This window comes from Halorussus pelagicus (genome assembly GCF_004087835.1).
GTDB classification, from domain to species: Archaea; Halobacteriota; Halobacteria; order Halobacteriales; family Haladaptataceae; genus Halorussus; species Halorussus pelagicus.
Map to the genome: position 1 here is coordinate 2411239 of NZ_CP035119.1, position 20793 is coordinate 2432031.

Here is a 20793-nt window from a genome sequence, read left to right on the forward strand (position 1 = left end):
GGAGAATGCGGCAGGGAGGGGTCACTTCCCGACGTATCGGACCTCGAACCGACCGGAGAGTCCGGCGATCAGCGAGAGGCCGACGAGCGGAGTGACCCACCGGAGGACCCCGGCCGCGAAACTCCGGAACGAGGAGGTGGTTGCCGAGGACAGATACACCCGGTAATAGGTGCCGTCGCTCAGTCGAATCGGCGTCTTCGGGCCGTCGAGGTCGCGGTGGGACGTTGCGGTGCCGCGTTTCGCGGCCGCTCTGACGGGGCCAGGAGCGCGCTCGGCGCGAATTGAGACCGACTTGAGTGCGTCGCGTGCGGACGTGGGTTCGAGCGCGAGGTCCACGCGGTACATCCCGTTCTCGTTCTCGTGGGAGCGATTGCTGTCGTATCGCAACTCGTGGACGGTCTCGTTCACGACGACGTAGCGGTACCGCTCGAAGGTCGGGAGGTCGTGATTGATGAGATTCGTCGCGTAGATGCTCGTCGGAACAGTGTTGTTGGCGAGGTACTGCTCGAAGAAGCACGCGCGAGACCTCATCGCTCCTTCCGTGCAGGCGACTTCGACACTGACGGGAGTGCCCGCTGGCGCGGCCGACTCGTTGGCGTACTCGATGGTTCCGTTTTCGGCGGTGACGCGAACGCGCTCGTAGCGGTAGTTCGTGTCGCCGAGATGGAGAATCGGTGCCCAGACCGGTGCGACGAGGAGCGCCAGCGCGATCACCGCGAGGAGGGCGTCGCGGCGGGGAGGAGTTAGCAGAGCGACAGGTGCCATCGGTGCTTGCCGGAACGCCGCGGAACTAAATCCTGTCGCTATCGAAAAGAGCGAACCGACGGGGAGAATGGGTGTCCGACGAAGCTACGCCTCGTCGAACAACGTCTCGCCTTCGACCATCTTCTCTTCGACCACGTCCATGTCCAGCGTCACGCCGAGACCCGGCTGTTCGGGAATCTCGATGTAGCCGTCCTCGATAACGTCCTCCTCCACGAGGTCGGACCACCAGCCGAGTTCGTAGGAGTGGTACTCGACCGCGAGGCTGTTCGGGATGGCCGCGCCGACGTGCGCACTCGCCATCGTCGCCACGGGCGAGGAGACGTTGTGCATCGCAACCGGCACGTAATACTGGTTGGCAACGTCCGCGATTTTCCGGGTCTCGCGCATCCCGCCGACCTTCGGCAGGTCGGGCGCGACGATATCGACGGCCTGATTCTCGATGAGACGGCGCTCCTCCGTGACTCGGTAGCGGTTCTCGCCGACCGCGATGGGGGTGGTCGTGGACTTCGTGACCTCCTCTTGCACGTCGAGGTTTTCCGGCGGGACGGGGTCTTCGAGCCACCACACGTCGTACTCCTCGATGGCGTCCGCGAGACGCTTGGCGGACCCACCGGAGAACGTCCAGTGGCAGTCGAAGGCAACGTCAGCGCGGTCTTTCACGCGCTCGGTGACCTTCTCGACGATTTCGGCCTTGTGGCGAATCTCGCCGGGCCGGAGGTGGCGGTTCGCGCGGTCTTTCTCCAGTCCGGAGGGCACGTCAAGGTCGAACTTGAGCGCGTCGTAGCCCAGTTCCTCGACGACGCGTTCCGCTTCGTCGGCGCAGGCGTCGGGGTCGGCCTCGGACTCGGTGTGACAGTCGCAGTAGACCCGCACCTCGTCGCGGTACTTCCCGCCGAGAAGTTGGTAGGCGGGGACGCCCAAAATTTTGCCCGCGAGGTCGTGAAGCGCGAGTTCGATGCCCGAGATGGCGGTGACCGTGACGCCCTCGACCGACCCCTCGCCGGACATCTTCTGGATGAGGTGTTCGTAGAGGCGGTCGATGTCTAGCGGGTTCTCGCCGACGACGAACGGCTTCATCCGCTCGATGAGTTCGGGCACGCCCGCGCCCCAGTAGGCTTCGCCGGTCCCCACGACACCGGCGTCGGTGTAGACTCGTACGAGCGTCCACGGGAAGTTACCATCAACCATCGTGGTCTGCACGTCGGTTATTTCTACGTCGCGTCCGTTCGGACGCGAGTTGTCGCACTCCATCGTCTCCGCCGAGAGTTCGCGCATCGTGTACTCGGCGTTCGGGTCGTGGAGCGACTCGTAGTCTCGAACCATGACAATTACTTACTCCGGGTAGAGTAAAAATTTGTAGGTTCGTGCGGCTCGCTCGGGCGCGAGCGTCGTTCCGAACACGAGGTACGCACCGAGGGCGAACAGCGGCGCGGCGAGCAGGATGCCCCCGAGCATGAGCGTTAACAGTGCGTCGAGCGCGCTCAGTGCGCCGATTATCCAGCACTGCACGCCGAGGAGCGTTCGCTTGTTGAACAAGGAGTTGTCGCCGTTCGTGGCCGTGGATTCGGGGAGTCTACGGCGGAGAGGACCGGAGTTCATCTGTATCAGGTGGTTGTGAATCCCGTGGTCCGCGTGGGTCCATTTCCGTCGCCGTCACGCCGCGTGCGACTATCGAGCTATGACAAAGACTAGCACAACATCGGCATTAAAACCTCCGACCGTTCACCGAGGACAGAACAAAGCGAACGGAACGAACGGAACGGGACGGTCGTTGCCGCGCTTCAGAGTAAGCCGAGTTCCGAGAGGTCCGCGCGGAGCGCCTCGCGGTCGTCGTCGTCCATCGTCCGGAGCGGACTCCGGAGCGGGCCGGGTTCGAGGTCAACGTCTCGCAGGCCGAGCGCGGTCTTGACGCCCGCCATGTAGGGACCGCGCTTGAGCGCCGAGCGCACGTCGTAGACCTCGCTCTGCAACTCGCGGGCACGCTCCTCGTCGTCCCCGTCGTAGGCTTCGTAGAGGTCAACGACCAACTCGGGGAAGACGTTGGCGACGGCGCTGACCATGCCTGCACAGCCGACTTCCAGTCCGGGGAACAGAAGCGAGTCCGACCCCGCGAGGAAGGTCAGTTCAGGGTGGGCGTCGATAGCCTGTCCGAGCCACGGCACGTCCTTGCTCGAATCCTTCAGCCCGACCAGATTCTCGATGTCCGCGAGCGCGTCGAGCGTGTCGAGCGATAGCGAGTTGCCCGTCTTGCTCGGGATGTGGTAGACGTACACCGGGAGGTCCACCGCCTCGGCGACCCGCCGGTAATGGGTCAGGGCGGCGTCGTGGTCCACCGGGTAGTAGTAGGGCGTCACGACGACCACGCCGTCCGCGCCGACCGACTCGGCGTGTTCGGCGTGCGCGACCGTCTGGCGCGTACTTGGCGCGCCGACGCCCGCGATGACCGGCGCGTCGTCGCCGATTTCGTCCACGACTGCCTCGACTACGCCGTCGCGCTCGTCGGGCGTCAACAGCGGGAACTCGCCGTTGGTCCCCAGCGGGAAAACCCCGTGTGCGCCCCGGTCCACGACGAACCGCGCGTGGGCCGCAGTTTCCTCGTAATCGACTGATTCGTCCTCGTCGAACGCCGTAATCGTCGGCGGGACGACGCCGTGGACGCCGAGCGGGTCGTCCGCGCCGGGTTCGGGCGCGTTGTTCGCCATATCCGAAGCGACGGGTGCCCCGTCCTTAAGCGGTCGCATCTCGGTAGGACTTTTTCGAGTTTGAGTAAACTTTTAGTCGGTGGCGCTACAGGGTGTGTGTATGAACGTCACTGTAAAACTTACCGGAACCCTCGTCGCACGGACCGGCACCCGCGAGGCGCGCGTGGCAGTGCCCGACGACGCGACGGTCGCAGACGTGGTTGACAAACTCGCCGAGCAGCACGGCCCGCAGGTCCGCGCGGGCGTCCTCGACGGCCAGCGCCTCCGCTCGGACACCGTGGTCGTCCGCGAGGCGTTCGACTCGACGGAGACGCTCTCGACGTACAGTTCGCTGGAGAGCGGCGACACGGTTCGGTTCCAGTTGAACGTCTGAGCGCGACTCGGTCGGCGAGATTCGAGTGGGCTGGGACCGCCGCCGACCGCTTCTCGGCTTCTCGACTTTTCTTGGTTTCCGGTCTCGATGGGCGACGCTTCGAGACAGGATATTACGCAGTACGGTTGTTGAACGTCCGATAGAGCAGCTGAACGACTACTTCTGTGACTCTCCAGACGAGCGTCGCGCAGACGACGACGGTCGCCAGTGCCACGAGGCCGAGCCAGAGGACGATTCCGTACTGGAGTTGCGTCACGACACCGAACGCCAGTCCGACGGCGATACCGCCGCCTATCAGGACCCCCGCGCCCTTCAGCGCGAGGCGCTGCCAGCGGTTGAATCTGAGTCGGTCGTCGCGGCCCAACAGCGCGGGCAGGCTGACGCCGACCGCGGCGAGTCCGAGCGTCAGGACGACGACGATGCCACCGATAATCGCCGCCATTCCGTGGGCGAACCCGTCGCTCTCGGGCGGCGGTGGCGGCATCGAGGCTACAGTGAAGACTGTCGCAGCCGCGACTCCGACGCCGACGCAGACGAGAACGACGCGAACCGCCGCTACGAGGGTGGATTTCACGTTGGAGGGCATCGGCGTTCCTGTTGTGTGAGCAACGGCATAAGCTTTCGGAAAAATGACTAGTCGAGTTCGTATCGCCGCCGGGAGACTCATCCCAAGTTCGCCAGTCGGTTCAGTGCGTAAATCGTCCGCAGTACGTCGCCAGCCTTCCCGCGGTCGAACACCAACTCGTCGGTCTTGACGACGTGGTCCAGTACGTCACGAGACGAATGCTCGGGAGCGGCCGCGATACCCATCCCTTCGTCGGCGACCCACTTCATCACCCGGAGGTCGCTCTTGCTGTCGCCCATGACCGCGGCGAAGGGGTCGTCGATGCCCAGCACGTCGAAGGCCGACTCGACGCCCGCGACCTTGTTGAGTTCGAGGCTCCCGATTTCGGCCGCGTCGGCCTCGTAGTAGGCCACGTCGATGCGCTCGAAGGCGTTGCGAATCGGGGCGGGCACGTCCGCCGGGTCGGCGTCGGGCGTCCCGCCCTCGCTTTCGAGGACCCCCCGAATTTCGGGGTCTTGGGCCGCGTAGTAAGCCCGCGCCCAGTCGCTCGCCATGTCGGCGTCCGCTTCGACCGCTTCGCCAATTTTCTCGGTGACGGCGGACCCGAGCAGGTCGAGTTCGTAGACCAGCGCGCGGTCGATGACCTCGCGGGCCTCGTCGCTCCCCGTCTCGAAGTTGGGCTTGAGCGTGACGTTGAACTCGTTGCCCTGCAGGTGACACCCGCGGCGCAGGCGCTCGGGGGCCTCCGAGAGGACCCGCGAGCGCACCGCGTCGAAGATGGCCCGCACGTCGCGGTCCAAGTCGTCGTAGAGGAGACGCTTGGTGTCCGCGCCGTGGCCCGGCGTGAACACGCCGGTTCCAGCCTCGTAGACCACCGAGAGGTTTCCGGAGTGGACGATTTCGTTCCCGAGACCCTGAATCAGGAACCCCTTGACGTTCTCCAAGGTCTGGCCGGTACAGACCACGATGGGCATCCCCGCCTCGTGAAACTCGGTCAGAAGGTGCAGGGTCTCGCGGGGAATCTCGTTGTCGGTGCCGCCCGCCGAGCGAAGCGTCTCGTCCACGTCGAGGACGAGGACGTTCACGCCGCGGTCGTACTTGGCGTAGAGGTCCAGCGCGGTGAACGCTTGGTCGCGCGTGGCCCGCGACGCGAGTTCGCAGAACGTCTCGCCCGCCGCAGGGAAGGCGTCGCGCACCTCGGTTTTGCGCTCGTCCAGTTCGTCGCTGGCCTCCTGCCAGTGTTCGAGCGCGACGCGCGAGTCCACCGGGGGAAAGAGGTCCACGAAGTTCTGGAGGGCCCGGAGGGTCGCGGCGTCGAACTCGTCGTAGAGTCGATAGAGTTGGTCGTACCGCTCCATGGTGGGAGTGGGTCGCTAAGTGAAATAAAGGTCGGGGTCGGTGCGAAACGTCGGCGGATTACGTTGTGGCTTCGTTGTCTCCGTTACTCCCGGCCCATCCGACGCCGAAACTCACCCAAGTCGTAGGTATAGTCTCCCTTCGGGAGAATACCGACAACGACCATCTCGTCGTTGCTAATTTCGTAGATGACACGATAGCCACTGTTGCCGACTCGTTCCCGATAGAAGTTGTATGCTTCCGTTCCAGTAAGGTAGGTAAGATGGTCCTGTGGAACGCGGTCCCACTCTATTTTGTCCTGCCAATCGTCGATTTTCCGTAAAATTCGCTTAGCGTGGTCGGGATTGTGTCCCTGAATATCGGCCAAATCGTCGCGGGCCTCGGGGAGAAACCGGAGTGTAGAAGGTGCGCGCGGCATCTCCTACTCTAACTCAATATCTAACCCCTCGGCGACTTCCTCAACGGAGAGGTGGCTCGAATCGTCGTCCAACGACTCGACGCGCTCGGCGACTACTTCCCGTTCATCGGGGAGCATGTCGTCGTCAGACGGCGGTCGAGCCGGATTTCCGTCAGTTGCCATATAAAATGCTATGGCAGTCATCTGGATAAACGTTACTGTGTAAGCTACTCCGTCCCTCGGATTATCCGCCGAACATTAGACCCCAGCCCACCGAGAAACGGGTATGATCGGCAAACTCGACCCCGAAGTCCTCGTGCGCGTCCTCTCGCGGACGGGCGCACGCGACGATTCGGTGGTAATGGGACCGCAGTACGGCGAGGACGCCGCGGCGATGCGCGTCGGCGACCAACTGCTCGTTGCCAGTTCCGACCCGCTCTCGCTGGCGAAAGAGCGCCTCGGCACGCTCGCGGTCCACGTCGCGTGCAACGATGTGGCCGCGTCGGGGGCCGACCCGCGATGGCTCACGAACGTCCTGTTCCTGCCCGACGACGACGCGGAGACGGTCGATACCCTGACGACCCAGATGGACGAGGCGGCCCGCGAGTCGGGCGTCGCCATCGTCGGCGGCCACTCGGAGTACACCCCGGCGCTGGAGCGCCCGATGGTGTCGATGACCGCGATGGGACTGGCCGACGAGTTCGTCCCGACCGGCGGCGCGGAACCGGGCGACCGCGTGGTCCTGACGAAGGGCGCAGGCGTCGAGGGAACCGCGGTGGTGGCGACCGACTTCCGCGACGAACTCGACCTGTCCGCGGACCTGCTGGCGCGCGCAGAAGGCTTTTTCGCGGACATCAGCGTCCTGCCGGAGTCGCGGGTCCTCCGGGAGTCGGCCACCGCGATGCACGACCCGACCGAGGGCGGTCTGCTCAACGGGATGGTCGAGATGGCGACTGCCTCGGGGGTTCGTCTCGATATCGACCGGAGCGCGGTGCCCGTCCGCGAGGAGACCGAGAAAATCTGTGCGGCGATGGGCGTGGACCCGCTCTGCATCTTCGGGTCGGGCGCGCTGTTGGCGACCGTCCCCGAGTCCGACCTCGACGCGGCGCTCAACGCGCTCGACGCCGCGGGTATCGAGGCGAGCGAAATCGGGGTCGTGGAGAGCGTCGGCGAGAGCGACGCCAACGAGGACGCGGGCGTCGCACTCGACGGCGAACTGATTCGTGACGCGATTCGTGACGACCTCTACGACCTCTGGGCGTAGTCCCAACGAGTTTCCGAGTATCTACCGGAACGCCGTCAATCGCTAGCCAGAATGTGCGCGGTGGGCAGGACGACAGGTGTTGGGTTTCACCCCCGCCCGTATCAGATGTTTACTCGGTATAGAATAAATCTTTTGTCCCCCGCGGTCCTACCACCGGTCATGGAAGCAATCGTCGTCCGGCGGGGCGAGACCTCGCCGACAGTCGCCGAGGTGGCGCGTCCGGACCCCGAACCGGGTGAGGTGCTGGTCCGAACGCTCCGGGTCGGCGTGGACGGGACCGACCACGAGGTCATCGCGGGGAGTCACGGCGGATTCCCCGAGGGGGAAGACCACCTCGTGTTAGGCCACGAGGCCGTCGGCGTCGTCGCCGACGCCGAGGGCACCGCTTTCGAGGAGGGCGACGTGGTCGCGCCGACCGTCCGACGGCCGCCCGTCGAAGGCACCAACGAATACTTCGAGCGCGGCGAACCCGACATGGCTCCGCCCGAGGACTGCCGGGAGTGCGGTATCGACGGCGCGCACGGGTTCATGTCCGAATATTTCACCGCGCCCGCGAAGTCGCTCGTGCCCGTGCCGGAAAGCCTCGCGGAGTGGGGATTCCTCGTGGAACCGGTCAGTATCTCCCAGAAGGCCATCGAACACGCCGCGGCCTCGCGGTCGGCGTTCGACTGGAACCCCGAGTCGGGCCTCGTGCTGGGCAACGGAAGCCTCGGCCTGCTCACGCTGGCCATGCTCGACCAGCGCGGCTACGACCGGACCTACTGCCTCGGACGCCGCGACCGCCCGGACCCGACCATCGATATCATCGAGAAGTTGGGCGCGACCTACGTGGACTCCCGGCAGACGCCGGTTTCCGAGATTCCGGACGCCCACGAGGCGGTCGATTTCGTCTACGAGGCCACCGGCTACGCGCGCCACGCCTTCGAGTGCATCGACGCGCTCGCGCCCGGCGGGGTGGGTGCCCTGCTCGGCGTCCCCGAACCGTGGGACTTCGAAATCGACGGCGGGCGACTCCACAAGGAGTTCGTGATGAACAACAAGGCACTGGTCGGGAGCGTCAACTCCAACGTCTCCCATTTCGAGTCGGCGGTCGAAACGCTCGGGGCGTTCCCCTCGTGGTTCCTCGACGACCTCGTGACGGGCGTCCACGACCTCGGCGACTACGAGGCCGCATTTGCGAACACCGCCGAAGACGATTCGGCAAGCGCCGAGACGCGGTCTCGGCATGACGAAACGACAATAAAGACCGCGGTACAATTTAACCAGATATGAAGAACGTAGACGACCTCATCGAGAGCGCGGCAGAACTCGCCCAGCAGGGGCTATCGAAGGGCGAAATCGCCGACGAACTCAACGTCTCGCGCGAGACGGCGAGTTGGCTGGTCGAGCGGAGCGGCACCGGCGCGACGACGACCGCAACGCCGACCGAACCCTCGGGCGGTCCCCACGACATCCACGTCGATTGGTCGGCGCTCGGCCGGGACAGCAACCGCCTCCACCACGCCGGGGCCGCGATGGCCGACCTCCTCAAAAAGCAGGGCGAGGACGTGGACCTAACTATCGGCATCGAGAAAGCGGGTGCGCCGCTGGCCACCGCCGTCGCGCGCGAACTCGACACCGACCTCGGGACGTACGCCCCGAGCAAGCACCAGTGGGAGGAGGGCGACATCGAGGATTTGGGCGGCACCTTCTCGCGGAACTTCGCCCAGATTCGGGACCGCGAGTGCTACGTCGTTGACGACACTATCACCAGCGGGACGACGATGACCGAAACGGTCGAAGCCATCCGCGAGCAGGGCGGCGAACCGGTCGCCTGCGTCGTCCTCGTGGACAAACAGGGCGTCGAGGACATCGAGGGCGTCCCGGTCCACTCGCTCATCAACGTGGTGCGGGTGGGCAACGACGACTAACGCAACTTCTTTGCGACCGGGCCGCCTATCAGGGAGTATGACTTTCCAGCCGGAAAGCGACCTGACCGAGGACGAGGTTCGAGACCGCGTGGACTCGGCCATCGAGGGCAACGAGGTTGTCCTCTTCATGAAGGGCAACGAGTTGATGCCCCAGTGTGGCTACTCCCAGAAGGCGCTCGAACTCATCCAGCAGCACCGCGACGACTACGAGACCGTAGACGTGCTAGACGCGCTCGGAGAGTTCCGAACCGCACTGGAGGACCACAGCGGTTGGGAGACGATTCCACAGACGTTCGTGGACGGAGAGTTCGTCGGCGGAAGCGACGTGCTCGCGGAACTCGAGGAGCGCGGCGAACTCGCCGACGAGCTGTCGGCTTGAATAGTAATTTCAACGGACGTACTGAGGACCAAAAGAGTAGGCCATATATGTTCGGATACCTTAGAAGCCCGTGTACCGTGTCGCCAGCCGGGAACCTGCATGTCAATTACAAATGACGGGGCAAGTATATCGACTTCATTCGACGCTCGAACTGCCGCTAGAGAACGTTTACGACCACTTCGAGGAGGACCCTGACCTTCCCCCGAGCATCGACAGCGTCGATATCACCCGGCGCAAGAACACGCTCATCATCAGTGCGGTTTCGGACGACGACAGCATCAGCAAGTACACGCCGACCGCACAGCTGAAAGCGTCCATCTCGGAGACCCGCGTCTACACCGAAGAAGAGCAAAAGCGACGCGAGGGACCGCGCTGGAACGACGACGAGGACCTCGACGAGGAGGAAGACGACGAACCGATGGGCGAGCTCATCGAAGTCGCCGCGTTCAAGGGCGACCGCGAGACCGTGCTTCAGAACACGGCGCTCCAGTACCCGATGTTCCTCGTCCTCTGTGACATCGCGCGACTCGCCGAGAAGGGAACGCTGACCGCGATTACCGAGAAGGACGGCGACCTGCAAGCGACCCGCATCGTGGACGGCGAAGACCGACCCGCCTCCATCGAAGTGGTCGAAGGGCCGGACTCCTCGAACTCCGGGTCCAGCGGGGTCGATTGGCGCGACAACGAATTTATCTAGACAACCTTTTGCTGCACTCACGAACTGCGAGCCGACGGCTCGCAGTTCGTTCGCTGGCAAAACGTTGATGAAAAACACTGCGCTCCTCTCGTCGCTCACTACGTTCGCTTTGGTCGTCGCTTGGTCTGCTCGCTCAGTCGCTACGCTCCCTCGCTCGCAGTACGGTTGCTGGTGCGCGAGCCTTCGGCTCGCTGTTGGTGGGAATTTCGGCCGGGCCGGTCAGTCGGAAGTCGTCCTCGGGCGCGCTCGTGCGCTCACAGTTCGCTCAGCCCGTGTTTGTGTGAGAATTTGCCACGTTGGTAGTTGGCACTAATTAGGAGTTAGAACCCCGTCAAACGGAGCTTTCGGTTCCGCTGGCACGACTTGCGAGCGCGAAGAGCCGAAAAGCACTTTACGGTCCTAATTAGATGTAATTACGAACGATGCCCGAAGACTTCCCGAACTACGTCGACGTAGACTACACCGACGGCGAAGGCGAAGACCCCGAGAACTACGCCTCCATCGAGCACAAAATCGAGAAGGCCATCGACGTGACCCGGCAGGGACTCGAAGAGTACGAGAACCCCGCCGTGATGTGGACCGGTGGGAAGGACTCGACGCTCACCCTCTACTTCATCAAGGAGGTCGCCGAGAAGTACGACCTCCCGACCCCGACCGCGGTCTTCATCGACCACTTCCAGCACTTCGACGAGATTCACGACTTCGTCGCCAAGTGGGAAGACGAGTGGGACCTCGACGTGGTCTACGCGAGCAACGACGACGTGGGCGAGTACGCCGAGGCAAACGACCTCTCGCCGGGCGACGACATCCCCATCGACGCCCTGAACGACCACAATCAGCACCACGTCCGCGAGATTCTGGAGTACGAGGAGGACAGTTTCCCGTTCCTGCTCGACACCTACGTCGGCAACCACCTGCTGAAGACCGTCGCGCTCAACGACACCATCGAGGAACTCGACATCGACGGTATCATCTCCGGCGTCCGCTGGGACGAGCAGGAGGCCCGCGCCGACGAGACGTTCTTCTCGCCGCGCCACGACCCCGACATCTACCCGCCCCACGACCGCGTCCAGCCGATTCTCCAGTTCGACGAGCGCGCGGTCTGGGACGCCTTCTGGCACTTCGTCGTCCCGGACACCGTCGAGGACTACCCCGACGACGGCCACGTCCCGCAGTCCGACGACGACCTGCCGAACGGTCTCACGCAGGACGACATCCCGGTCAGTCCCAAGTATTTCGCCGGATTCCGCTCGCTGGGGAGCGAAGTCAGCACCGAGAAGTCCGACGAGGAACCCGCGTGGTTGCAGGACCTCGAAGACACGACCGAGCGCGCGGGCCGCGCCCAAGACAAAGAGGACCTGATGGAGCGCCTGCGCGATCTGGGCTACATGTGAAACTTTTGCTGCGCTCGGAAATTCGCCTTCGGCGAATCTCCTCGCTGGCAAAACTTTCATGAAAAACACGTCGTCACCCCCTCATTCACGCGCCTCTGGCGCGTGAGTTCGAGGGATTCCTCGGTCCGCTCGCTCACTTCGTTCGCATCGCGGTCGTCTACTCGGACTCGACTGGGTAGGGTCAGGATGACCGCAAAAGCGAGTCGGACCGCGCGCTTGCGGTTCTTTTCGAGATTATCGCGTCGCTCGGTACTCACCGTGCTTGATACCGAGGAAGAGCGCGACGAGGCCGAACGCCAGCATCGAGGGCGTCACCATCATCAACACCGTGTTCGTCGCCATGAAACCCATACCGATGAGCGCCGCCGTCCCGACGCCGACGATTGCGAGCAGTGCCGCCGCGGTTACGGGCAGATTAAACTCCATACGCGAATGTCAGGACGAGAGAAGCAAAAACGTTGCTCTACTCGCTTTTCGGCCGCGCCACGTCGGCCAGCGTCACCAGCAGGCCGAGGACCCACCCGGTCGGCACCGAGAGTCCGACCCACATCGCCACGTAGTTCGCGCCCTCAAGCGTGAACTGCTCGCGCAGGAACGTGTTGATTCCCCAGAGGTTGAGGGGGTTGTCGAGCAACCAGACCGCGAGGGTGTAGCTCTTCGGGAAGATGACCTCCGAGAGCGTCGGCGAGTAGAGCGCCGCGACGACCGGCGGGAGGAAGATGGCCGTCATGGCGAAGGGGTAGGCCAACAGGACCGTACTGACGCGCCCGCCGCGAGTCCCCGTAAGATACGCCAGCACGGCCGCCACGGTGGCGACGCCGCCCGCGGTCCCCACCGCGAGAAAGCCGTCCGTCGAGAACCGGAGTCGGGCGAGCGCCGTCAGGCCGCCCCACGCCAGCAGAGACAGCAGGAGGACGCCGACGACGCCGAGGCGCGTCGCCGTGCCGTCGATTTTCCGCGTGTAGTACCGGGCCGCGAAGCCGAACAGCGTCAGAGGGTAGAGGAGCGCGACGGCCGCCGTACCGACCGCGCTCCACCCCCGGTAGGCGACTCTCCCAGAGGTCGAGGAAGGTTCCCACTTCCCGAGGACGCCGCCCTGCTCGCTTCGCTGGCGAGGGAAAAACAGGGCCATCCAACTCTCGTGTAGTCGCCGTAGGTCGTACCGAATCGCCCCGACGAGACCGGTGTTGCTCGTTCCACCGTGCATCTGAGTTTTACTACGGTGCGGTCGTTATCAAGTTTCGGGGTCGTTTTGGGAAGTAAACGGAGGCTGACATTCGGGGGCGTCGTCAGACTGCCGCGCGTTCGGTTTCGAGACTGGCTACCGATTCCGAGCGCGCTCGCGGCGTTCGTCGTCGCGTCGCTCCTCGTTGGGGCGCGGTTTCTTGTGGTCGCTCTCGGACGTTTCCAGCAGCGCATTGAGTTGGTGTTCGAACTGCTCGCGGGAGAGTTCTCCGGCGGCGTATCGGCGCTTCAGGATGGCTTCGGCGCTCTCGCGGTTCTCGTTCGGTCTCGATTTGCTCGCGCCGTCGGGGTACATCGCCGCGGACTCAACGTTGCCGATGAGCGAGAGGTAGACTGGCCAGAGCGTCAGGATTCCGACGAAGAATGCCGAGAGTCCGACGACGAAGCCGAACAGTCCCATCAGGGAGGTGGTGAGCGTAATCACGGGAAACAGCATTTCGATACCGCCGAAGAACAAAAACGGGGCGAAGGTGAGGGCGATTCCGCCGAGCAGGGTTCGGCCGAGCGTTCCGTCGGGCGTGTAGTGTTCCACGAGTCGATGGACGGCGCGGAACGTGGAGGAGTCGGCTGACTCGTTCATCGTCCGCCAAATCGCACACCTTTCAGTAAAGAATTGTGTTTTCCGGGATAAACGAAACTCGTCGGAAGAAGCGGCGGGCTACCGGGTGCGATTCAGCGAAGCATGAATGCCGAGAGAGTCAGAATCCAGAAGCAGAATTTCGAGAACTTCGAGAAGTAGATTACTCTTCACCGACTGGTTCCACTTCAATCATGACGTACACTATCAGTTGTTCGGCGATGCCATCCGCAGTAGAGTACTCCGCATGCGTGTAACTCGTCCACTTCTCTTCAACGGTGTAGCGGCCAACCTCTTCTATCTCTAAATCTAACTCATACGTTTCCGGGTCCTCACTACCACCTGCTTCTCTCAATTGGACTTTTTCTCCTGTCTCCGGTAGTGGAACGGATTCCTTTTCCGTGAACGTGGAAATTGGGTTCCCCGGTTCTTCATCATAGAATACAAACATTTTTACAGGGTCTCGTGATTCCGTTTCGGTAGATTCCATCGGCATAATTAGTTCGGAACTTCGACTTCACCCGTAATCGTGTCACGGTTTCGCCTTCTGCTACGGGGTGGTGTCTTTTTCTTTGAACGTCTGTTTTGTGCCGATAGAACTTCTTCGATGTTCGGGAGTTCGGAAGACTCCGTCTCGTTCATCACTTTGCGACTGTACTCCAACAGTTCTGATTGCGCCCGCCCAAGAGTTTGCGCAATCGGACTGTCTTCGTTTAATTTGTATCGAGTCGTACCGGCAACAGGTTCGGTTTCCCGAACAACGCTGAGGTCTTTCAACTCGTTTATGTTCCGATGGAAGGTACTCGGGGAGACACCAGCTAGATCGGCAACTTCTGCAGCAGTCAACTCCTTGTAGTGCTTCCTCAGAAAGACATCGAGTATCCGAACTCTTCCTTGAGTCCCTAGCAACCGGACAAACGGCGAGTTCTCGCTATAAGACCCCTCTGCATTAGGCGCGTTGTTCACCGAGTCCATACACGTATTGTGTAGTGCACCGTGTATAAACCTATTCCTCCTGTGCAAGGAGTCGTTCCAACGCTGCAAAAGGACAACTCTAATTACTCGTGGCTGATAGTCCTGTAAAAGTGGACGGACGGAGTCATTACGACGAAACAAATCTGACTATCGACCTCTTAGAGACACTAGTAGGGCAAGATGTGGTCGAACCAGATAAAGTTCCGATGCGGACAGTTCGGTCGTGGTTCGGTGCCGAGGACCAAGAGGCTGCCAAAGAGATAGTACGCGATTTAGATACTGACGATGAAGCACCGTTCGTCTGGGAATCATCGGAACGCGGAGAAGGACATGTTTATCTCATAGATTACGATGAAACATTAATCTTCATCGACCATCTGCAAGAAAATCCGCCGTGGTACGAACGGCTGTAAAGTTTGAAGTCGTTAGACGGTCAGTTCCACGGGCCGAAGTCGGGGTCTACCTGTCGCTCGCGCCGGTCGATGCTCTCTATCTTCGCTACGTCCTCGTCGTCGAGTTCGAGGGCCAACGACTCCCAGTTGTCCCGAATGTGGGTCTCGCTGGAGGCCTTCGGAATCGCGGCCACGCCGTCGCGCTGGCGGAGCCACGCGAGACTGACCTGCGCCGCAGAGGCGTCGTGTTTCTCGGCGATTTCCTGCATCTCGGGCACGTCGAAGACCTCTCCGCGGGCCAGCGGCGAGTACGCGACGAGGTTCACGTCGTTCTCCTGCCCGTACTCGACCAGCTCGTCCTGCGGGAGCAGCGGGTGCATCTCGACTTGATTGGCGAAGACGGGCGCGTCGAGTACGTCTTGGGCTTCGTCGAGATGGCGCGGTTCGAAGTTGCTCACGCCGACGTTCTCGATGAGACCGTCGTCGTAGAGTTGGTCGAACGCCGGAAGGGTGTCCTCAGCGTCGTACTCGTTGGCTGGCCAGTGGACGTACAGCAGGTCCACGTAGTCCACGCCGAGTTTGTCGAGGCTCTCTTTCGCGGTGTGAATCACGTCGTCGTACGAGAGGTTGCTCGTCCAGATTTTCGTTGCCAGAAAGATGTCCTCGCGGTCAACGTCGGCCGCCGCGATGCCCTCGCCGACGTGTTCCTCGTTGTCGTATATCTGTGCGGTGTCGATGTGTCGATACCCCATTTCGAGCGCCTGCCGGACGCTATCCGCGCACGTCCCGGCGTCGGTGTTCTCCCACGTCCCGAGACCGAGTCGCGGCATCCCGTCCAGTCGCTGTCCGTCGTCGAAGTCCTCGCGTTGAGCCATAGCGTCTCCGTCTTGGGCGAGCGCGAGGAAAGTGGTTTCGGCGTCGGAAATCTCTGAGCGCCCGCGGTCGGGTCGCGGGACTTCGTACAGGGACCGACCGGCGACACTTTACCCAATCGCTATCGAAAGCGAAGAAAAGTCTTTTTATCCTATCTCTCGTATGAGGTTCAATAGCAAGGACAGAATATGATAGATATCACGATGGACATGGAGCAGTACGACTGCCCGTTCATCGACACTACCGACGACCACGCGGTGGGGTTCTCGGCCATCCAGTGGGACTTCGACCGGGCGAACGACCGGTTGGAGACGCGGATGATGGTCGAGGGCGAGGACCGCGGGACGCTCTCGAAGGGTCTCTCGTCGCTGCGCGACCACCAGAACATGCACGACTACGCCCTGTTGACCCGCAGGGACAACGTCGCGCACATCCGGACGGTCATCGGCGAGACCGACGCAATGGCGACGATTCGAGACAACGACGGCTACGTCACCGGCCCGTTCCACATCGAAGGTGGCAGCGAGGTCTGGCACGTCGGTTTCGACGGCATCGAGGAGGCCGACACGACGCTCTCGGAACTGGAGCGAGGCAACGAGTTCGACGTTCTCGACCGGAATAACACGGAACTGCCCGAGATGCAGGACTTCGTCCAGAACGCGGGGGCCGCGATGACGCTCATCGAGGGGTGTCGGGACCTCTCGGACGTGGAGCGCCAGACGCTCGAAACCGCGGTTTCGGACGGTTACTTCGAGAACCCGCGGGGCGCGACGCTCGGCCACCTCGCCGACGAGTTCGACGTGTCCAAGCCCGCGGTGTCGAAGAATCTCCGGCGCGGCCAGCAAAAGATGATCCAGCGCGTCGTGGAAGCCTTAGACGAGTTGGAGTGACCTGCCTCGCTCACCTGTAGCATTCCCGTCCCGGCTTGCGGATTGCGGTGGATTTATTCGGATTCGTCGGCCACGCGCCGGTAGGATGAGTTCGAAGTGCAACCGATACTCGTCGGGCGATTCCCCGACGACGAGATGGTACGTCCAGCGTTCGAGTTGGTACGCTCGGCGTTCGGGGTGGTGACTCCGTGGAGCGTGGCTGGCGGTCGGTCCTCGTCATCGCTGGCTGGCAGACGGCGGCCAGCCTCTGTTACTACAGCATCTTCGCCGCGACCTCATTCGTCCGGGAGGATTTCGACGTTTCGCGGACGCTCGTCGGCCTGTTCCTCACGGCCGCGCTGGTCGGCTACACGCTGAATCTCTTCCCCAGCGGCGCGGCGGTGGACGGATTCGGCGAGCGCCGGACGATGGTCGTCAGCCTGCTCGCGCTGGCGGGCGGGACTGTCGCCGTCGCGCTCGCGCCGACCTACCTCCTCCTGCTCGGGGCCGCCGTCGTCCTCGGGGGCGCCTACGCCGCCGCGATGCCCGCCTCGAACAAGGGCATCGTCGCTGCCGCGCCTCGCGGTCGGGAGAACCTCGCTATGGGCGTCAAGCAGGTCGGCGTCACCGCCGGGAGCGGCGCGGCCTCGCTGGTGGTCACGGGCGTTGCGGCCGTCTTCGTGTGGCGACGTGGCTTCTGGGTCGTCGCCGCGGTCGCGGGTGCCTACGCCGTCGTTTTCGCGTTCCTCTACACGGGGACCGGCGGCTCCGGTCGGTGGGAACTCCCCGACCTCTCGGGGTTGGCCGACGACAGGGCCTACCTCCTGCTGGTCGCGGCGGGTCTGTTTGTCGGCGCGACCATCTTCTCGATGCTCGGCTACATCATCCTCTACGTCGAGGACATAGTGGGTGCCGGGGCCGCGGCGGGCGGCGTCGTCCTCGCGCTGACCCAGACCACGGGGAGCGCGGGCCGAATCGGCGCGGGGTCGCTGGCCGACGCGCTCGACGGCGACTCCGGCGCGGCGACGGTCTCGCTCGCGCAACTCGGCGGGTCGGTCCTGCTCTTCGGGTCGCTCGCGCTCGGCATCACGGACCTCGCGGTCGCCGCGGCGGTGTTCGCCGGACTCGGCCTGACCGTCCTCGGGATGCCCGGCGTCTACTACTCCTGTCTCGGCGAACTCGTGGCCAGCGAAGACCTCGGGGCCGCAACGGCGGGCGGCCAGACCGCCATCAACGTCGGGGGCCTGCTGACCCCGCCAGCGTTCGGCTACCTCGTGGACACGACCGGGTACGGGGTCGGGTGGGCCGCGCTCGGCGCGCTGTCTGCCTGCGGGATGGTCCTGCTGTGGGGCGTCCGACGCGAGATGGCCGGGCGCTGACGGGCGACTTCCCCGAAAATTTTTGTCGCGTGCCTGAGCAGAATCGGACATGCCACGCGTCGAACGCACCGACGGAGCGAGCGTCACCTGCGACGCCTTCGAGGAAGGCCGCGAGGGACTGATTCTGAAAGACAGCCACGGCCGAAACGTCGGATGGCTCCCCTTCGAGAACGTCGAACACGTCCTGCCAGAGAGCGGGTGAGACCTCCCGAACGGCGGTGACGCGCCGCTCGGAGAGCGGCGCGTCGGCGACCGCACGGACTCACTCGTAGGTCAGCGTCATCCCGCCGTCGAACCGCAGGTCCCCGCCGTTGAGATGCTGGCCGTGCTTCGAGAAGCCGAACGCGAACAGGTTCCCGACCTCGACCGGCGTCATCATCTCCGTCGTACGCGACTGGCCGAGCATCACGTCCTCGACGACCTCCTGCACCGAAATCCCGCGCTGGTCGGCGGTGTCGGGAATCTGGTCGGTCACGAGCGGCGTCTTCACGTAGCCCGTGCTGACCGAGAAGGCGCGGATATCGCCGTCGCCCTCCGCGGCGATGGACTGGGTGAGACCCCGAATGCCGAACTTCGCCACGTTGTACGCCACCTTGTCGCCGGTGACGTAGTGGCCGTGGACCGAGGCCATGTTGCCGATACAGCCAAACCCGTTCTCGCGCATGCGGGGCAGACACTCCTTGGAGAGTTCGACCGGCGCGCGGACCATGACTTCCTGCATCCGGTCGTAGGTCTCCATCGGAAACTCCTCGATGGGGTCGATGTGTTGCATCCCCGCGACGTTGGCGAGGAAGGCAACGTCGCCGTACTCGGCCGCGGCGTCCGCGATTTCGGGCACGTCCTCGCGCAGGTCACCCGCGACCGTCTCGACGGTGCCTGGCGCGTCGTGTTGCTCGGCCTTCGCTTGAGTCTCAGCAAGTCCGTCCTCGTCCACGTCCGTCCCGACCACGGTCAGGCCGTTCTCGGCCAGCACGAGCGCGGTCGCGCGTCCGATGCCCGAGGCCGCGCCCGTCACGAGCGCGACGTTCTCGGGCGCGAAGCGGTCGTCGTCCACGACGAGGGCGTCCTCGCTGGCGAACTCGGGAGCGGTGACTTCGTCGGTCATGACCGGTGAGAGTCGCCCTGTCCATGAGAAACCGGAGGTTAACGTGTGAAGCGTCGGGAGGACGACGCCGCCGGACTCGCGGAGTCTCGCACCGCTGTTCACATGTTAACCCCGCAGTACTTGCCGGATAGAATGTATCACTCCAATCTGTTATGGTGGATGACAGCGTTTCACGGCGGCGATGGCTCACTGCGCTCGGCGCGACCGGCGTAGCGGGACTCGCCGGGTGTACCGGCGACGACGGCGGACAGAGTACAACAACGACAACTGCGAGCGACGAGACAGATGGCGGAATGACAGAGACCACGGCGACGACGACGGAGCAGGCATCAACCTCGGGCGTCAAAATCGGCGTCCTTCAGCCGACCTCGGGAGACCTGAAATACTACGGCCAGCAGGCGCTGTGGGGTTTCTACTCGGGTCTCGCGTACAAGGGCGACACCGACCCAATCGAGGACGCCAGCACGGGCCGGAAGTCCGTCACGGTCGGCGATGTCGAGTACGAACTCATCGTCCGGGACACGCAGTTCGCGGCCGACAAGGCCCAGTCGCTGGCGACCGACCTCGTGAAAAACGAGGAGGTGGACATGCTGTTCGGATGTGCCTCCTCCGGGGCGGCCAACCGCGTCATCAAGACCGTCTCAAAGCAGGCCCAAGTCCCGTACATGGTCGGTCCCGCGGCGTCGGCCAGCACCACGGCGAGTTCCGATACGTGCAGTAACCTCGTCTTCCGTGCGAGCGAGAACACCGCGATGGACGCCCGCTCGGGCGGGAAGTACGTCGCCAACCAGACCGACGTGAGCAAGGTCTATCTTTTCGGCGCGGACTACTCGTTCGGCAAGGCGGTCGTCAACAACTACGAAGAGGTACTGAAGAACGAGGGCGTCGAAATCATCGACAAGAAGTTCGTCCCGCAGGGTTACTCCGAGTGGAAGAGTCTGCTCGACAACGCCCAGAGCGCGGGCGCGGAGGGTATCGTCGGCGGCTTCACGGTCGCTACCCTGCCCAAACTGTTCACCTCGTATCTCAACGGCGACTACGACTACCGGGTGTTCGGCGGCTTCGCCACCCAGATTACCAACAGCGTCGTCGGCCAGACGCTCCAGAAGGCGCTGGGCAAGCCGCTCACGACGGAGAAACTCGCGGACACCGGTCTCGGGCCGTTCACGACGCGCTACCACTGGAACCAGTACGACAACGACATCAATAGCGAGTTCGTGGACACCTACACCAGCACGTACGGCGTCGTCCCGGACCTGTTTACCTCCGGTTCGTTCACCGCCGCGTCGGCCATCTCGCAGGCGGTCACGGAGAGCGGTTCGACCGAAGGCGCGGACATCGCCGAGGCGCTCCGCGGGATGACCGTCGCGGACACACCGAAGGGCGAGGGTGCGTACACCTTCCAGAAGTACAACAATCAGGCCCGGTCGGCGATGACTGTCGCGGACCCGGTTCCCACGAGCGACGAGTGGGCTGACAACTGGGACGCCGCCATCATGCCTAGCGAGCCGCTGGCGACCATCGGGGCCGACGAATCCACGATTCCCAAGAGCGGCGTGGACTGCTCGCTGTAGGC

The 20793-nt window shown here is 63.5% G+C and carries 27 protein-coding genes; 12 read left to right on the top strand and 15 right to left on the bottom strand.

The genetic code is table 11. From position 1 onward, the window contains the following. Window positions 1–21 precede the first annotated feature (21 nt). The 4 genes from EP007_RS12225 to EP007_RS12240 all read right to left on the bottom strand — a co-directional run bounded on the left by EP007_RS12225 (window position 22) and on the right by EP007_RS12240 (window position 3467). Window positions 22–765, bottom strand: coding sequence for a hypothetical protein (locus EP007_RS12225; RefSeq protein WP_128477919.1), 744 nt, complete (start codon window positions 763–765; stop codon window positions 22–24). A gap of 84 nt (window positions 766–849) precedes the next feature. Further along, window positions 850–2088, bottom strand: coding sequence for a mandelate racemase/muconate lactonizing enzyme family protein (locus tag EP007_RS12230; RefSeq protein WP_128477920.1), 1239 nt, complete (start codon window positions 2086–2088; stop codon window positions 850–852). Window positions 2089–2097: 9 nt separating this feature from the next. Continuing rightward, on the bottom strand, window positions 2098–2364 hold the full coding sequence (locus EP007_RS12235; protein ID WP_128477921.1) for a hypothetical protein: 267 nt from the start codon (window positions 2362–2364) through the stop codon (window positions 2098–2100). 182 nt (window positions 2365–2546) lie between these two features. Further along, window positions 2547–3467, bottom strand: a complete 921-nt coding sequence (locus EP007_RS12240) for a dihydrodipicolinate synthase family protein (protein ID WP_128477922.1) — start codon at window positions 3465–3467, stop codon at window positions 2547–2549. A 100-nt stretch (window positions 3468–3567) separates the two neighbouring features. Between EP007_RS12240 and EP007_RS12245 the strand changes: the two genes are divergently transcribed. Then, window positions 3568–3840 carry a MoaD/ThiS family protein gene (locus EP007_RS12245; RefSeq protein ID WP_128477923.1) on the top strand — a complete coding sequence of 91 codons (273 nt, stop codon included), beginning with the start codon at window positions 3568–3570 and terminating at the stop codon, window positions 3838–3840. 112 nt (window positions 3841–3952) lie between these two features. Here the strand turns inward: EP007_RS12245 and EP007_RS12250 are convergent, their stop codons facing one another. From EP007_RS12250 to EP007_RS17535, 4 genes are all read right to left on the bottom strand, one after another. Beyond that, window positions 3953–4426, bottom strand: coding sequence for a hypothetical protein (locus EP007_RS12250; protein ID WP_128477924.1), 474 nt, complete (start codon window positions 4424–4426; stop codon window positions 3953–3955). A 77-nt stretch (window positions 4427–4503) separates the two neighbouring features. Beyond that, complete coding sequence (locus EP007_RS12255) at window positions 4504–5763, bottom strand: HAD family hydrolase (protein WP_128477925.1); 1260 nt, start codon at window positions 5761–5763, stop codon at window positions 4504–4506. Window positions 5764–5846: 83 nt separating this feature from the next. Next, window positions 5847–6179, bottom strand: a complete 333-nt coding sequence (locus tag EP007_RS12260) for a type II toxin-antitoxin system RelE family toxin (protein WP_128477926.1) — start codon at window positions 6177–6179, stop codon at window positions 5847–5849. Window positions 6180–6182: 3 nt separating this feature from the next. Further along, window positions 6183–6341 (bottom strand): hypothetical protein, encoded by a 159-nt coding sequence (locus tag EP007_RS17535; protein ID WP_166035570.1) that lies wholly within the window; start codon window positions 6339–6341, stop codon window positions 6183–6185. A 103-nt stretch (window positions 6342–6444) separates the two neighbouring features. Here EP007_RS17535 and EP007_RS12265 point away from each other — a divergent pair, with 103 nt between their 5' ends. From EP007_RS12265 to EP007_RS12290, 6 genes are all read left to right on the top strand, one after another. Beyond that, window positions 6445–7422 (top strand): AIR synthase family protein, encoded by a 978-nt coding sequence (locus tag EP007_RS12265; protein ID WP_128477927.1) that lies wholly within the window; start codon window positions 6445–6447, stop codon window positions 7420–7422. Between the two features lie 159 nt (window positions 7423–7581). Further along, a complete protein-coding gene (locus tag EP007_RS12270) occupies window positions 7582–8694 on the top strand; it encodes a glucose 1-dehydrogenase (RefSeq protein ID WP_128477928.1) in 1113 nt (370 codons plus the stop codon). Further along, a complete protein-coding gene (gene gfcR, locus EP007_RS12275) occupies window positions 8691–9332 on the top strand; it encodes a transcriptional regulator GfcR (protein WP_128477929.1) in 642 nt (213 codons plus the stop codon). Before EP007_RS12270 ends, gfcR begins: the two co-directional genes overlap by 4 nt. Window positions 9333–9369: 37 nt before the next feature. Then, entirely contained in the window at window positions 9370–9711 is a 342-nt protein-coding gene (locus EP007_RS12280) for a glutaredoxin family protein (protein ID WP_128477930.1), read from the top strand. 112 nt (window positions 9712–9823) lie between these two features. Next, window positions 9824–10408, top strand: a complete 585-nt coding sequence (locus EP007_RS12285) for a DUF7110 family protein (protein ID WP_128477931.1) — start codon at window positions 9824–9826, stop codon at window positions 10406–10408. Window positions 10409–10830: 422 nt separating this feature from the next. Continuing rightward, window positions 10831–11802, top strand: a complete 972-nt coding sequence (locus EP007_RS12290) for a phosphoadenosine phosphosulfate reductase family protein (RefSeq protein ID WP_128477932.1) — start codon at window positions 10831–10833, stop codon at window positions 11800–11802. A gap of 234 nt (window positions 11803–12036) precedes the next feature. Here the strand turns inward: EP007_RS12290 and EP007_RS12295 are convergent, their stop codons facing one another. The 5 genes from EP007_RS12295 to EP007_RS12315 form a co-directional block, all read right to left on the bottom strand. Next, window positions 12037–12228, bottom strand: coding sequence for a DUF7333 family protein (locus EP007_RS12295; protein WP_128477933.1), 192 nt, complete (start codon window positions 12226–12228; stop codon window positions 12037–12039). 37 nt (window positions 12229–12265) lie between these two features. Further along, a complete protein-coding gene (locus tag EP007_RS12300) occupies window positions 12266–13009 on the bottom strand; it encodes a hypothetical protein (protein ID WP_128477934.1) in 744 nt (247 codons plus the stop codon). A gap of 114 nt (window positions 13010–13123) precedes the next feature. Further along, on the bottom strand, window positions 13124–13627 hold the full coding sequence (locus EP007_RS12305; protein ID WP_128477935.1) for an SHOCT domain-containing protein: 504 nt from the start codon (window positions 13625–13627) through the stop codon (window positions 13124–13126). A gap of 160 nt (window positions 13628–13787) precedes the next feature. Next, window positions 13788–14114, bottom strand: coding sequence for a hypothetical protein (locus EP007_RS12310; RefSeq protein ID WP_128477936.1), 327 nt, complete (start codon window positions 14112–14114; stop codon window positions 13788–13790). An 8-nt stretch (window positions 14115–14122) separates the two neighbouring features. Beyond that, window positions 14123–14599: a winged helix-turn-helix domain-containing protein gene (locus EP007_RS12315; RefSeq protein WP_128477937.1), complete on the bottom strand. Its 477-nt coding sequence runs from the start codon at window positions 14597–14599 to the stop codon at window positions 14123–14125. Between the two features lie 89 nt (window positions 14600–14688). On the opposite strand from EP007_RS12315, the gene EP007_RS12320 reads away from it, so the two are divergent. After that, complete coding sequence (locus tag EP007_RS12320) at window positions 14689–15012, top strand: hypothetical protein (RefSeq protein WP_128477938.1); 324 nt, start codon at window positions 14689–14691, stop codon at window positions 15010–15012. Between the two features lie 20 nt (window positions 15013–15032). Here the strand turns inward: EP007_RS12320 and EP007_RS12325 are convergent, their stop codons facing one another. Then, on the bottom strand, window positions 15033–15866 hold the full coding sequence (locus EP007_RS12325) for an aldo/keto reductase (protein ID WP_128477939.1): 834 nt from the start codon (window positions 15864–15866) through the stop codon (window positions 15033–15035). A 186-nt stretch (window positions 15867–16052) separates the two neighbouring features. On the opposite strand from EP007_RS12325, the gene EP007_RS12330 reads away from it, so the two are divergent. The 3 genes from EP007_RS12330 to EP007_RS17540 all read left to right on the top strand — a co-directional run bounded on the left by EP007_RS12330 (window position 16053) and on the right by EP007_RS17540 (window position 18314). Then, window positions 16053–16754: a helix-turn-helix domain-containing protein gene (locus tag EP007_RS12330; protein ID WP_128477940.1), complete on the top strand. Its 702-nt coding sequence runs from the start codon at window positions 16053–16055 to the stop codon at window positions 16752–16754. 188 nt (window positions 16755–16942) lie between these two features. After that, entirely contained in the window at window positions 16943–18112 is a 1170-nt protein-coding gene (locus EP007_RS12335; RefSeq protein ID WP_128477941.1) for an MFS transporter, read from the top strand. A gap of 49 nt (window positions 18113–18161) precedes the next feature. Continuing rightward, window positions 18162–18314, top strand: a complete 153-nt coding sequence (locus tag EP007_RS17540; RefSeq protein WP_166035572.1) for a hypothetical protein — start codon at window positions 18162–18164, stop codon at window positions 18312–18314. A 60-nt stretch (window positions 18315–18374) separates the two neighbouring features. Here EP007_RS17540 and EP007_RS12340 read toward each other — a convergent pair whose 3' ends face one another. Beyond that, window positions 18375–19217, bottom strand: coding sequence for an SDR family NAD(P)-dependent oxidoreductase (locus EP007_RS12340; RefSeq protein ID WP_128477942.1), 843 nt, complete (start codon window positions 19215–19217; stop codon window positions 18375–18377). A 152-nt stretch (window positions 19218–19369) separates the two neighbouring features. On the opposite strand from EP007_RS12340, the gene EP007_RS12345 reads away from it, so the two are divergent. Continuing rightward, the gene (locus EP007_RS12345) at window positions 19370–20791 is read left to right on the top strand and encodes an ABC transporter substrate-binding protein (RefSeq protein WP_128477943.1); all 1422 of its coding nucleotides are present in this window, start codon (window positions 19370–19372) and stop codon (window positions 20789–20791) included. Window positions 20792–20793 lie beyond the last annotated feature (2 nt).